Here is a 13,577-nt window from a genome sequence, read left to right as displayed (position 1 = left end):
CCCGTGGTCGAGTTCACCCGGGCCACGCCCATGGACCTTGGCTACGGATCCGACCGGCCTGAGGACTACAACACGGGAGACACCACCTGTCCAGGCGGCTGTGACCCAGACAACGTGTGGGTGCGTCTCGACCCAGTCCCTGCCGCGAATGTCGCGCTGAACTACAGCCTGTCGGGCACGGCCACCTTGAACAGCGACTACAGCATCAGCGGCGCTACGAGCAACAGCGTGACCATCGACGTGCCGGCCCGCACGCGGTCTGTCAGGATCCCCGTCAGCATCATCGATGATGCTGCTGTCGAATCGGACGAGACGGTGGTGCTGACGCTCACCTCAGGCACCGGCTACACACTGGGCTCGAGCTCGGTGCACACCATCACCATCACTGACGACGACTCGGGAGGATCGGGCGGATCTGCCAGCGTGACGATCTCGAAGAGCAAGGTGACCGTAGCCGAGGCTGCCGGCACAGCGACCTACACCGTCGTGCTCGACAGCCAGCCAGCGAGCAGTGTCACGGTCAGGGCCGCTATCTCGACGGTCGGCGGGAGTATCGCTGCGCGAGTGGACGCGGACGCAACTCCGAGTTTTTCGACGACGCAAAATCTGACGTTCACGACGAGCGACTGGAATCAGCCCCAGACCGTGACGGTGAAGGGGGCAGATGACAGCGTCCAGAATGCCGGCGGCAAGCGCACCGTGACCATTTCGCACACGGTCACCACCGGCGACGGTGCCGGATACCCCACCAGTCTCTCGATCGACGGCGTGACGGTGGACGTGACCGACGACGACGGGCAGGCATGCACGCTGACGCTCCCGACGGATGCGGTGACGGTGGCGGAGATCACGGGCCTGCGCGACAAGTTCCCCAGTGACACTGCGCGGGTGTTGCGCTGGAACCAGGTTCTGGCTGCGATGGGCGAGAGCACCGGCGAGACGGCCATGACGGCCGCCGACGCGCAGACGCGATCGAGTGTCGTCGGCGACCGGTGGGATCGAGTGGCCCGAACGCTGGCCGCGCACGAGGCGTGCCCCGGCTCGACACCTCCGTCGACACCGAGTGCGAGCTTCGGGTCTGCCTCGTACTCGGGTGGCGAGGCGTCGGGCAGCCGCAGCGTGAGTGTTGGGGTGAGTCTGTCGTCGGTTGCGCCTTCGGGTGGGCTGTCGTTGACGTACAGCGTCAGGGGCAGCGCGACGTCGGGCTCTGACTACACGGCGTTGAGCGGCACGGTGACCGTGGCCGGCGGAAGCACCTCTGCCACGGTTGCGGTGACGATCACCGATGACAGCGTCGATGACGATGCCGAGACGATCGTGCTGACGCTCACCAGCGGCTCGGGCTACACACTGGGCGCTCCGAAGGCCACCACCGTCACGATCGCCGACGACGACCCGGCGCCGCGGTCTGACCCGAATCCCGGCAACACCGGCAACCAGAATCCCGGCGACACCGGGAACCAGAATCCTGGCAATTCCAGCCCCGGCAACACCAACTCCGGGAGTTCTTCGTCGGCGAACGCTGCACCGGCAGCGCCGCCGGTGGTGGAGCTGACGCTGGGCGTGGCGACGCCGTCGAGCATTGCGTTGGGCGAGTCGAGCCTGATGACGGTGGACCTTGAGCGGGCCGTCACACGCTGGGTGCGGGTGTTCGTGGAGATCGACAGCACGGCCGTGCTGGGCCACGACTACACCGTGGATGCCAACTGGGGCGTCGGCTGGGTCTCGCTGGGCAGCAACCCTCGACGGCTGGTGTTCGACCTGCCGCCGAACGACACCGATGCCGTCGTGCGGGTGAACTCTCTGGACGCCAGCGCGCCTGACAGTTCCGTGACGTTGAGCGTGACCATCGGCGACCGCACCTTTGCGGCCAGCTCGGTAGTGACGATCAAGCCGGTCGGGGAGGCGGAGATCGTCTCGGTGGGCGACCCCGAGGCCTCGGTCTCCGACGGTGACCCCGGCGACGGGAGCGAAGACGCGGACGAATCGGATGAATCCGATGGTGCCGACGATCAGGATGACGACGGCGGTGACGACAGCGAGTCTGATGGTGCGGACGGTCAGGATGACGACGGCGATGACGACGGCGACGCTGGCGACGGGAGCGATGACGCGGACGAATCGGACGAGTCTGATGGTGCGGACGATCAGGGTGGCGACGGCGAGACCGCCGAAACCGAAGATTCTGACGAAGACAACAAGGCCGTCGACGACGACGGGCACATTGTCGACCCGGAGTCACTGGGGACCGTCACCTCGACCGGCGACGGCTGGTACGTGCTGTACACCGTCAAGCCCGGCGACACGCTCAGCGGCATCGCGTTGACCTTCTATCGAGACGACCGGAGGTGGCGCCAGATATTCGCCGCCAACCAAGGCCGCCGCCAGAGCGACGGCTACACATTCACCAGCCCCAACATGATCCGGGCGGGCTGGGTGCTGCGGGTGCCGCTGCCGATCGTTGCGCCGAGCAACGCCACTGCGGCCGAGTCGAACTACGTGATCTACCGCGTCCGAAGCGGCGACATGCTGTCGTCGGTGGGGCGGCGAGTGTACGGCGACAGCGCGTTCTACAACCGCATCGTGCTGGCCAACCGCGGTCGGCGCCAGGCGAACGGCCAGACGTTCGTCCACGGCGACCGGATCGCCGCCGGCTGGCTGCTGCGCATCCCCGTCGGCGGCTGAGCACTGGTTCGGTCACACCCAAGGGCCGCAGCGGCGTATCAAGACCTCGAGCGTGACACGGCGAATCGGCGTCGGTGCCAAGCTGACCCTTCGATGTCGCGGCCCCCTGTTGCGCCATCGGTACCCTTCGGCGTGGCACGACTGAACCGGCGCGTCGGCACTTCGGGGGAGCCGCGGCGCACAACTACAGGAGACCGCAAGTGAGCAAACTCTTTGGGGTGTACGGGCGCTGGGTCGGAAACCGGCCGTGGACAGCGCTCGCAGTGATGCTGGTCGTCACCGTGGTGGCGGTGATCGGCTTCACCCGCACCGCCCCTACCGCCGATGTGCAGGAAGCCTTCCTGCCCGGCGGCAGCGAGCTGGTGACGGCCATCGACAATCTGGGCGAGAGCTTCCCCGCCTCGGCCGAGCTGGAAGCGGTGCAGGTGGTGCTGCGCGGCGACGTGCTCAGCCCCGCGGGCGCAGCCGACGCCATTGCGGCCACCGAGACTGCTGCCGGGCACCCTGAGCTGTCGCAGTACCTGTTCGCGCCCCGTCCGCCGGTGTCGCCGGGCCATGTGCTCGCTGTGATGGCAGCGGGGCCCGGCGGCGACCCGCGCAGCGTGGACCTGGCGTCGATGACCCAAGACCAGATCGACGCTGGCATTGCTGCAGCGGCCGAGGCCGATCCCGAGCGGGCCGGCTTCCTCGAAGAGCTGGTCGCCCGTGACAGCGTCGGCAACGTGGTCGGCGGCATCGGCATCGTGACGGTGAACGCCGACGGCGATCCCGACGGTCTGGCCGAGGCGCAGCTGGCCGCCGACGACGCGGTGCAGTCGTTGTCACTCGGCGGTCTGGATTCGGCCCGCACCTCATCGAGCGGCAAGAGCGACCAGGAGTCAGACGATTCCAGCCAGTCGTCGATGATGCTGCTGATGGGCGTGGCCTTCGTGGTGATCGCCATCCTGCTGACGCTGTTCTACCGGCAGCTCTCCGATGTGCTGCTGTCGATGGGCGGCTTGGTTCTGACGATCCTGTGGGCGCTGGGTTTCCAGGGGCTGCTCGGCCCCGACGGGTTCGGTGTGATCGGCGCGCCCAGCGTGCTGGGCCAGATGGTGCCGGTGATGCTGATCGGCCTCTGCGTCGACTACGGCATTCAGGGCACGTCGCGCTATCGCGAGGTGCGCGCGGAGGGTGCGGGAGCGACCGACGGCATCGGAAAGTCGGTGGCCGGCGTGATGCTGCCGCTGGGACTCGCGGGGGTCACCACCATCGTGAGTTTCCTCACGAACCTGTTCGGCGACATCTCGGGGCTGGGCGACTTCGGCGTGGTGGCCGCCGTGGGCGTGCTGAGCGGCCTGACGGTGTTCCTGACTGCGGTGCCTGCGGTGCGGGCCATCCTGGATCGGCGGGGCGAGGCCAAGGGGCGCCAGCCGCAGCTGCGGCCCATCGACCAAGCCATCCCCGGCGCGGGCACGCTGGTGCGATCGGTCGGCGGTGCCACGGTGCGCCGGCCGGCGCTCATCCTGGTGCTCACCGGCGTGGTCACGGTGGTGTTCATGTCGCTCGCGACCCAGCTGGGCACCGAGTTCAACTCCAACGACTTCATCCCCGACGGCACCGAGAGCAAGGAAGACGCGCTGTTCCTGTCGGAGAACCTCGGCGGCAACACCGAGCCGGTCACCGTGCTGGTGGAGGCCGACCTCTCCGAGGATCGCACCATCCGCAACCTGCTCGACTTCTCCGCCGCCATCGAGGACCCGTCGCAGCGCCCCGCAGCGGTCAGCAGCGACATCACCAGTTCGCTGGGCGTCTATTTCGGCACGCTTCCAGCAGACCTGCAAGCCCAGATCCAGAGCGAGTTTCAGCTCGGCCAGGCCGGCGCCCTCCGCGTCGACAGCGCCACCATCGACCGGGTGCTGACACTGATGCGCGACCACGACCCTGCACAGTTCGACTCGCTGGTGGCGCTGGGCGCCGCGGGCGACGACGACCGCACGATCCTGCAATTCAACGCGCTGACCGGTGATGCCGACCGCACCCGCGAACTGTTTGCCGACGTGGACGGCCTGTGGTTCGGCGACGACGCCGACATCACCCCGGTGGCCAGCGAGATCACCTCGCTGGAGGTCACCGACAGCCTCACCGAGAGCCAGGCCACCTCCATCGTGTTCACCATCGTGGCGGCGCTGATGGTGCTGATCCTGTTCTTCTGGATCACCGAGTTCCGGCCCATGCTGGCTGTGCTGTCGGTGCTGCCGATCCTGCTGGTGCTGGTGTGGGTGCTGGGCACCATGGTGCTGCTGGGCTACAGCTACAACGTGATCACGGCGCTCATCACGGCACTGTCGATCGGCATCGGCGTCGACTACACCATTCACGTCACCCACCGGTTCATCGAGGAAGTCGACCACGGCAAGTCGATCGGCGAGGCCATCAACATCACCATGGGCACCACTGGCGGCGCGCTCATCGGCTCGGCGCTCACCACGGCGCTGGGCTTCATGGTGCTGGTGTTCAGCCCGATCGCCCCGATGGGACAGTTCGGCCTGCTCACCGCCATCACCGTGACCTACTCGCTGATCGCTGCCGTGGTGGTGCTGCCGCCGATGCTGGTCACCTGGGCCGCATACCACCAGTGGCGCAAGAACCACATGGCCGAGATGGACGCGGCCTGAGCGCGACGCCATGAAGGCGCTGCTGGACGCGCTGCGCAAGGAGCGCTACGACCTCATCTTGGTGGTCAGCGTCGCCATCGTGGTGCTGTCCGCGTTCGGCGTCAGCGCGTTGAGTTCCGCTGGGGGCCTCGTCGGGTTGCTGCTGATTGTGGGCACGCTCATCGAGTCGGCCGAGCGGCCGCCGAGACGGCTGTGGCTGCTGCTCGCAGCTGCCGCGGTCGCCGCGGTGGCAGACATCGCCATTGCCGACGCCGCTGACGCCGTGGTAGGGCCGGCCGTGCTCACGCTGATCGGCTTGGCGGCTGCCGCGGTCGTCACCCGCCAGGTGCTGTTGCGACCGTTCGCGGGCACCACCTCGATAGCTGCCTCGGCGTGTGCGTACCTGCTCATCGGTTACGCGTTCGCCTCGCTGTACCTGGTGATCGACCGGGTCGGCGGATCGGCGTTCCTGAATTCCGGCGAAGCGCTGACGCCCGAATCTGCTGTCTACTTCAGCTTCGTCACCCTCACCACGCTGGGCTTCGGCGACCTCACGCCCTCGGCTGACGGCGGCCGGGTCATCGTGACGCTCGAAGCCATGGCGGGCGTGTTCTACGTGGCCATTGCCGTGGCACGCCTCGTCACCGGCTTCGCCGCTCCCTCAGCCGAGCCTCCTGGCGGCGCGCCAAGCCAAGAAGGCGGCGAAGAAGGCGGCCCGTAGCGGCCTACTGACTCGCGTTGCCCGTGCGGGGGTCGAGGTCGAGAAGCTTCTCGATGCGAGCGAGTCGATCGGTGTGATCCAGCAGGACTGCCTGGACTTCGTCGAACCGGTCGTCCATCCGGTCCAATCGTGTCTCCATCCGATCCAAACGGGCATCGACACCGTCCACTCGTCTGTCGACCTGTTCGAACCGCTGATCAACCCTGTCGAACTGCCGGTTCATGTCGGCGCGCAGCGTGTCGATGTCGTCTCGCAGGCCGTTGAGATTGAGGAAGAGCAATCCGAACATCCCTGCGATCAACGCCGCGGTGATCGCAGTGGGCATCGGGACGGTCAAGGAGCGTGCTCGCCTGCCGGTGCCGTTTTGGCCGTCCGCGTCGTGCGAAGCGCCGCTTGGCTTCGAAGTCGCAGCGGAGGCAGCCGGCGCCTCCTCGTCGGGCATGGTGGCAATCGTACTCATGGCGTTCCGATCGGTTGGAGGCGTTCAGGTCCTATGTCGCATCACCTGCGACGGTAGGTCGCGCCTCTGTGGCGTCCCCAAGGGTTTTTCTGCTCATGACTGCTCCGGCGCGAGCGCCGTATCCTCCCCGACATGGCCGATGTGCCCTCTGCGCCGGCGCCCGGATGCCGTTGGGACCGAGCGCCCCAATGCGGTTGCCCAGACTGCTGCTGCTGACGGCGCTGCTGTTCACAGCACCGGCAGCTGTCGCCTGTGACAGCGCAGGCATCGATGCGCAGCGCGACGGGTCGGCCACAGCCGCCGACACCGCGGCGGGCTTCGACGGCACGGTGCGGCTCGGTGCTGCGCTGAGCGAGACGGGCAAGTACTCGGTGGAGGGCAAGGACGCTCGGCAGGGGTACGACACCTGGGTCAGCTGGGTCAACGAGGAGTACGGGGGGATTCGGATCGGCGACGGCCGCTACCGGGCCGAGATCATCTACTACGACGACGAGTCCGACCCCGACACTGCCGCCAACCTGGCCCAGCGGCTCATCGACCACGATCAGGTCCATTTCCTGCTCGGCCCGTACTCCAGCGGCCTCACGTCGGGCACCAGCGCCATCGCGGAAGCCAACGACGTGATCATGGTGGAGGGCACCGGCGCTGCCGACACGCTGTTCGAGCGCGGCTTTCAGAACCTGTTCCTGGTGGCGACAGTCGCCAGCGACTACACGCTGTCAGGCGTCGAGACGCTGGCGAATCAGGGCGCGAAGACCGCAGTGATCGCCTACGAGGACACGGCGTTCCCCACCGCAGTCGCCGACGGCGCCCGACGCCATCTCGAAGCCAACGGCATCGAGGTGCTGGCAACTGAGACCTATCCCAAGGACATCCAGGACGTCTCGGCGATCATGACCAAGTTCCGCGATCTCAACCCCGACCTGTTCATCGGCGGCGGGCACTACAACGACGCCGTCCTGTTCGTGAACGCGGCCAAGGAGCTGGGGTTCGTGCCCGACGGCATGCTGATCACCGTCGGTCCGTCCAACCCGAAGCTCATCGACGAGCTCGGCGCCGATGTCGACGGCGTGCTCGGCCCCACTCAGTGGGAACCCACCATGGGCTACGAAGGGCCGTACTTCGGCCGCGCCGCCGACTACGCCGCCTACTACCAGCAGCTGTGGGGCGAACTGCCCGTGTACCAAGCCGCCAGCACCACCGCAGCGGCTCTGGCGCTGCAACTGGCCATCGAATCGGCCGGCTCGCTCGACACCGACGACGTGCGCGACGCCTTGCGGTCGCTGGATGCCGACACGTTCTACGGTCCGATCGGCTTCGACGAGCGGGGTGTCAACACCAAAAAGCCGATGGGCTTGGTGCAGGTGCAGCGCGGGGACATTCATGTGGTCGCGCCCGGTTCCGCAGCACGGACCCAGCTCGAGTACCCGTTGGGCGACGGCAAGGGTGGTGCAGCGGGCGGGTCGACGGCGGTGGGCAAGCTGCCTCAAGCGCTCGTGAACGGCATCGCTCTCGGCGGCATGTATGCGGTGCTGGTGCTGGGGTTCTCGGTGATCTGGGGCGTGATGGGGGTGATCAACTTCGCTCACGGCGAGTTCGTGATGATCGGCGCCTACCTGGCTTGGCTGGCCCAGGATCTGTGGGGCATCGACCCCTTCGTGTCGGTCGCTGCGGTGTTCGTGCTGATGGCAGGTCTGGGCTACCTCACCCAGCGGGGCTTGGTCAATCGGATCATCGACCGGCCCCATCTGGTGTCGCTGCTGGTGATGTTCGGCTTGGCGATCATCTTGCAGAACGTCATGAAGCTCATCTTTGCCGCGGACTTCCGACGCACGAGCACGGCGCTGGACGGCAGCTGGCGGATAGCCGACGGCCTGAGCGTGCCGGTGACGAAGTTCTGGATACTGATCGTCGCGCTCGCGGTGCTGGCTGGGTTGAGCGCGCTGCTGTCGCGCACGAGACTCGGCAAGAGCATCCGGGCAGCAGCTCAGAACCGTGAGGCGGCGCGCATCGTGGGGATCGACGTGGGCAAGGTGTACGTCATCACGTTCGCCCTGTGCATCGGCATCACCGGCGCGGCCGGCGCCTTGGTGAGCCCGGTGCTGGCCATCCAGCCGTTTCAGGGCGCGCCGCTGACGCTCAAGGCATTCGCCATCACCGCGATGGCCGGCCTCGGCTCGATCCGGGGGGCGCTGGGCGGTGCGATGGTCTTGGGGCTGGTCGAAGCGGGGCTTGCGGTGTATGTGGGAGGGGTGGGCACGAATCTGGCGGTCGTGGCCTCGTTCGTGATCCTGGTGGCGGCGCTGGTGCTGCGGCCCCAAGGGCTGTTCGGCGGCCTGCGCCCAGTGGATGCGACGGCGTCATGACGTCTGCGGGCACACCCAGCGGCGCGGCGGGCCGCGCCGCGAGGCGTGGCGGCACTGGGCGGTTCGGGTGGCCGCCCGGCGGCGCGCTGCGGCGAAGGGCGGAGCGCGTGGGTGCCGTGCTGTTGGCGCTGGTGCTGACGTGGCTAGTGCTGCTGCCGCTGTGGCCCGCGACGAGCGACTCGACGCTGTTCACGATGACGCTGATGTTCACGAGCATCGGTGTGGCGATCAACTGGAACCTCACCGGCGGGTTCACCGGCTACATCGACTTCGGGCATGCGGTGTGGTTCGGCATCGGCGCATACACCACGGCGATCATGATGTCGCGCCAGACCAACGGCCTGGGCATCGGATGGCCGCCGATTCCCGCGATCGCGCTCGGCGTCGTGGCGGCGGGCGTGGCGGCGGCGCTCATCGGCCGGGCCACGATGCGGCTGCGCGGCCCGTATTTCTCGGTAGCGATGCTCGCCACGTTCGTCGCGATGCGCGAGATCGTGCGCGTCTGGGGCGGCCTGACCGGAGGAGGCGTGGGGCTGACGCTGCCGCCGTACCTGAACCGCTCGCTCTTCTATTTCATCGAGCTGGTGCTGGTGGTGGCGCTCGGCGTGTTCGTGTGGTGGCTGCGCGGCACCCGGGTGGGGACGGCCCTGGTGGCGATTCGCGAGGACGAGGTGGGGGCGGAGATGCGGGGGATCGCGACGACGCGGCTCAAGGTGGCCGTGTTCAGCTTCGCGGGCGCATCCACCGGCCTGTTCGGAGGGCTGTGGGCGTACCAGAACACGTTCGTGGACCCTGACGTCGCGTTCACCGAGGTGCGCACGCTCGACGCGGTGATGGGCACGATGCTGGGCGGCATCGGCACGGTCGCCGGGCCGATCCTCGGCTCGGTGGTGCTGTATTGGCTGCGAGAGTTCCTCTGGGCGAACCTGCTCGATGTCCACCTCATCGCGCAGGGCGTGCTGCTGATCGTCATTGTGCTGTTCATGCCGCGAGGGCTGGCGGGATGGTTCGACCGGCGAGGCACGTCGATCACCGAGATGTGGTCGGGCTGGCTGCGACGCGGGTCGCTCCCGGTCCGCCCCCGCAGCGATGATCGCCGAGGCGTCGAGAGCACGCCGCGGGAGGACCCATGAGCGCTCTGCTGGAAGCGGCGGGCGTCACCAAGCGTTTCGGCGGCTTGGCAGCCGTCGACAACGTCGACATCGCCGTGGCGCCGGGCGAGATCGTGGGGCTGATCGGCCCGAACGGCAGCGGAAAGACCACCTTGTTCGACTGTCTCAGCTGCGTGCAGCGCGCCGACAGCGGCGACATCCGGTTCGACGGCGCCGACATCGCCCACCGGGCGCCCCACGACGTGGCGCGGCTGGGCATGTCGCGGACCTTCCAGATCATTCGCGTCTACGGCGCGCTCACCGTGCGAGAGAACCTCGAGCTCAGCGCGAGCTGGGCACATGTCGGGCTGCGCCGCATGCTGAGCCGCACCGACGCCGCTGCCCGCCGCCGCGCCGATCAGCTCATCGAGTTCCTGTTGCTGGGGCCGCTGCGAGACGACCGCGCCGACACGCTGTCGGGCGGCCAGCGACGCCTGGCCGAGATCGGCATGGCTCTGATGAGCAAGCCGCGGCTGATCCTGCTCGACGAGGCCACCTCCGGCGTCAATCCGACGCTCATCAACGACATCAAGGACCGGCTGACCGCAGTCAACGCCGACGAGGGCGTCGCGCTGCTGCTTGTGGAGCACAACGTTCAGTTCATCGCCGAGTTGTGCGAACGGGTCGTCGTGCTGGATCAGGGCCGCAAGCTCGCCGAGGGCACTCCTGGCGAGGTCATGAGCAATCCCGACGTCATCGAGGCGTACTTCGGGAGAGATCGATGACCGCCGCCCGCACGCCGGCGCCGCTGCTGGAGGTTTGCGACGTGGCAGCGGGCTACCTGCCGGGCCAGGACATCTTGCGCGGCGTCAGTCTCGACGTGCATGCAGGCGAAGTCGTGTGCGTCATCGGGCCGAACGGAGCGGGCAAGACGACGGTGTTCCGTGCCGTGTACGGGCTGACGCCGGTGCGGTCGGGGCAGGTGATCTGCGCCGGGGTCGACATCACCAACATCGCGCCGCAGGACGCGCTCGGCACTGCCGGCATCGCCATCGTGCCCCAGCTGCGCAGCCTGTTCTCGCAGATGACCGTGTATGAGAACCTCGAGTTGGGCATGTACCTGTCGCGGGACAAAGGCGAGATTCGCGACCGCATCGACTACGTCTTCGGCCTGTTCCCGCGCCTTGCCGAGCGTGCGCGCCAAGAGGCCGGAACGATGTCGGGCGGCGAGCAGCGCATGCTCGAGATCGGCCGCTCGCTCATGTGGTCGCCGGATCTCGTGCTCATGGACGAGCCATCGGCCGGGCTGTCGCCGATCGTCACCCGTCAGATCTTCGAGGTGATCGCCCAGCTCAACAGCGATATCGGCCTCACGGTGCTGATGATCGAGCAGAACGCCCGCCAAGGCCTCCAAGCCAGCCACCGTGGCTATGTGATCGAGCTGGGCGAGATCACCCATTCCGGCGCAGCCGACGACCTGCTCGCCGATGCCGACGTTCGCCGGACGTTCCTCGGCGCCCGCTGAGCCAGCGTGCCCGAGTCTGTCAGACGCTCGGGATTCTGGCAGTCCCAAGTCCGGCAGCAGTCCAGCGAGCAGTTGCCGTCCGCTGTCTTCAGCCGCTTTCCGCAGACCGTCTAGCTCGCAGCGTCCCGGTGAGTGGTGGGGTTTTGGGGTTACGTCACGTCGTCATGCTCGCATCTCATGTCATCTTGCTATGCGGTGGCTGCCAAGTCGAGCACGGTACGTTGGGTTTGCATGGAAGCAGCCGAACTCCTTGCTGTGGAATGATCGGCGACGGCGCAGTTCTGTCGCCGCCGGATCGCTCGGCATCGCGGCCACGGCCGCCACGATTTGGGCGGTGCCGCCGGAGGCCGCGGGCGCTGGTGCTTGCTGTGCATCTGCTGGTGATGGTGCTGCTGGCCGGCGCGTGCGGTTCGACCGAGACTGCGCCTCCTGCGGCATCCGAGGCTGTTGCAGCGACACCCAGCACCAACGCTCCTGCTGAGGCGCCGGTCTCGACGACCGTCGCGTCCTCGACAAGCGCTGCCGCGGTCACGGACGCCCCCGACGCCGGAGTGTCGCCGGAGGCGCAGACCATCGTTTCTGGGCTCTCGGCTGCGGTCGGCGGGCTGAGCGACGCGAGCCATGACTGCGTGGTTGCCCTTCTGGTGGAGGATCCGTCGCTGGTGGACACATTCCTCGCTGTGGGCGGGCCGGTCGAAGGCCCGGCGATGCTGCAGGTGCTCGCGTGCCTGACGTCGGAGGAGGCCGCCGCGCTCACGCCGCCAGGTGACGGCGCGGCACCGGATCCCGCTGAGGTGGGGTGCTTGATGGAGGCACTCAGCGGCGAGCCGGCCGGTGAGCGGATCCTGGAGGTGCTCACCGGCGCCGATCCCTCCGCAGAAGGCTTGACCGCGGCCGAGAGCGCCATTTTGGGCGAAGCCGTTCAATCGTGTGACATCGAGACCGGCTTCGGCGACCCGGCGGCCGCTGCCGGCTCGATGCCCGATGACGGCGCCAGCGTCGGAGGCGGCTGGGGCCTGTGCACGGCCTGGCTGATCTTGTACCCGGGCGACGTATGCGAAGTCGGCGAACTGACGGTGGCCGTAGAGGGAGACGGCACGGTGCTGCTCGCCGGCAGCATCGACGGCATCGATGTCGACGGCATGCATTTCGACGGCGACATCGTAGACATCCACGGTCTGCTCATGGCCCCCGACGGCACCGCCTGGACGATCAACGGCGTGCCGCAATAGCCCGATAGCTGAAGCTGGCGATGACGACGAGACTTGACCAGTGGGCCGGTCGGAGCCCCGATGGGGTCGCGACTCGCGAGTTCCGCATTTCTCGTGTGGGGAGGCGGGACATCACCGGTGCCTTGTGGACGCCGGACACGCCTTCGGGGGCACGAAGTCTGGTGTGCTTCGGTCACGGTGCTTCTGGCGACCGGTATCAGTTCCCTGCGTCTCGGCTCGCAGCCGATCTGACGGCACAGGGCATCGCGATGCTGAGCGTGGAGGGCCCCGATCATGGCCTGCGGCAGACCGGTGAGGGCGGACGGGCCGGGATGATCGCCGACCTGCTGCGAGAAGACGCCATGTCGGATATGTGTGACGACTGGAACGAGGCGGTCGAGCTGGTATGCGCCCGCAACGCACTCGATCCCGCCCGGATCGGCTATTTCGGGCTCTCGATGGGCTCGGCTTATGGCATCGGGTTCCTCGCCCAGCGAAGCCGTGTCGCGGTGGCGGTGCTCGGCCTGTGGGCCGATGTCGAGGCCATCCCTCACAACGAGACGGTGCTTGCCTGCGCACGCGCCCTCACCGCGCCGACGCTGTTCCTGACCCAGCTCGACGACGAGTTCCTCCCGGTCGACGGATCGGTCTCGCTGTTCTCTGCGATCGGCTCGGCCGACAAGCGCCTTCACCTCAATCCCGGCGTGCATGCGGAGATTCCGCTGGACGAGGTGGACTTTGCCGCGCAGTTTCTGATCGAGCACATGACCGGGCCGACGGACGGCTCGCCTGATCGTGAGATGGGCCAGATCGTCGACGCAGAACCGGCGCCCTAGCGCCCCGCACCAATGGGCCTGTGTGCTCTTGAGACCCCAACCGCGC

At 67.7% G+C, this 13,577-nt stretch carries 10 protein-coding genes; 9 read left to right on the top strand and 1 reads right to left on the bottom strand.

The features are described from left to right. Positions 1 to 3 precede the first annotated feature (3 nt). The 3 genes from ACOQPE_RS02730 (at position 4) to ACOQPE_RS02720 (ending at position 6,042) form a co-directional block, all read left to right on the top strand. On the top strand, positions 4 to 2,685 hold the full coding sequence (locus tag ACOQPE_RS02730; RefSeq protein WP_420610391.1) for a Calx-beta domain-containing protein: 2,682 nt from the start codon (positions 4 to 6) through the stop codon (positions 2,683 to 2,685). 200 nt (positions 2,686 to 2,885) lie between these two features. Then, the gene (locus tag ACOQPE_RS02725; RefSeq protein WP_420610390.1) at positions 2,886 to 5,342 is read left to right on the top strand and encodes an efflux RND transporter permease subunit; all 2,457 of its coding nucleotides are present in this window, start codon (positions 2,886 to 2,888) and stop codon (positions 5,340 to 5,342) included. Between the two features lie 10 nt (positions 5,343 to 5,352). Continuing rightward, positions 5,353 to 6,042, top strand: a complete 690-nt coding sequence (locus ACOQPE_RS02720; RefSeq protein ID WP_420610389.1) for a potassium channel family protein — start codon at positions 5,353 to 5,355, stop codon at positions 6,040 to 6,042. Positions 6,043 to 6,046: 4 nt separating this feature from the next. Here ACOQPE_RS02720 and ACOQPE_RS02715 read toward each other — a convergent pair whose 3' ends face one another. Then, positions 6,047 to 6,502 (bottom strand): hypothetical protein, encoded by a 456-nt coding sequence (locus tag ACOQPE_RS02715; RefSeq protein WP_420610388.1) that lies wholly within the window; start codon positions 6,500 to 6,502, stop codon positions 6,047 to 6,049. Between the two features lie 188 nt (positions 6,503 to 6,690). Between ACOQPE_RS02715 and ACOQPE_RS02710 the strand changes: the two genes are divergently transcribed. The 6 genes from ACOQPE_RS02710 (at position 6,691) to ACOQPE_RS02685 (ending at position 13,531) form a co-directional block, all read left to right on the top strand. Further along, the gene (locus ACOQPE_RS02710) at positions 6,691 to 8,868 is read left to right on the top strand and encodes an ABC transporter substrate-binding protein (RefSeq protein WP_420610387.1); all 2,178 of its coding nucleotides are present in this window, start codon (positions 6,691 to 6,693) and stop codon (positions 8,866 to 8,868) included. Positions 8,869 to 8,975: 107 nt separating this feature from the next. Beyond that, positions 8,976 to 10,001: a branched-chain amino acid ABC transporter permease gene (locus ACOQPE_RS02705; protein ID WP_420610386.1), complete on the top strand. Its 1,026-nt coding sequence runs from the start codon at positions 8,976 to 8,978 to the stop codon at positions 9,999 to 10,001. Further along, positions 9,998 to 10,744, top strand: coding sequence for an ABC transporter ATP-binding protein (locus ACOQPE_RS02700; protein ID WP_420610385.1), 747 nt, complete (start codon positions 9,998 to 10,000; stop codon positions 10,742 to 10,744). Before ACOQPE_RS02705 ends, ACOQPE_RS02700 begins: the two co-directional genes overlap by 4 nt. Then, the gene (locus tag ACOQPE_RS02695; RefSeq protein WP_420610384.1) at positions 10,741 to 11,484 is read left to right on the top strand and encodes an ABC transporter ATP-binding protein; all 744 of its coding nucleotides are present in this window, start codon (positions 10,741 to 10,743) and stop codon (positions 11,482 to 11,484) included. The genes ACOQPE_RS02700 and ACOQPE_RS02695 overlap by 4 nt, the downstream gene beginning before the upstream one ends. A gap of 359 nt (positions 11,485 to 11,843) precedes the next feature. Next, a complete protein-coding gene (locus ACOQPE_RS02690; RefSeq protein WP_420610383.1) occupies positions 11,844 to 12,716 on the top strand; it encodes a hypothetical protein in 873 nt (290 codons plus the stop codon). Between the two features lie 20 nt (positions 12,717 to 12,736). Beyond that, complete coding sequence (locus ACOQPE_RS02685; protein WP_420610382.1) at positions 12,737 to 13,531, top strand: alpha/beta hydrolase; 795 nt, start codon at positions 12,737 to 12,739, stop codon at positions 13,529 to 13,531. Positions 13,532 to 13,577: the final 46 nt, after the last annotated feature.

This window comes from Candidatus Poriferisodalis sp., assembly GCF_965219595.1.
Classification (GTDB): Bacteria; Actinomycetota; Acidimicrobiia; order Acidimicrobiales; family Poriferisodalaceae; genus Poriferisodalis.
The sequence above is the reverse complement of the archived record's forward strand: the minus strand, read 5'-3'. Positions and strand labels throughout refer to the sequence as shown.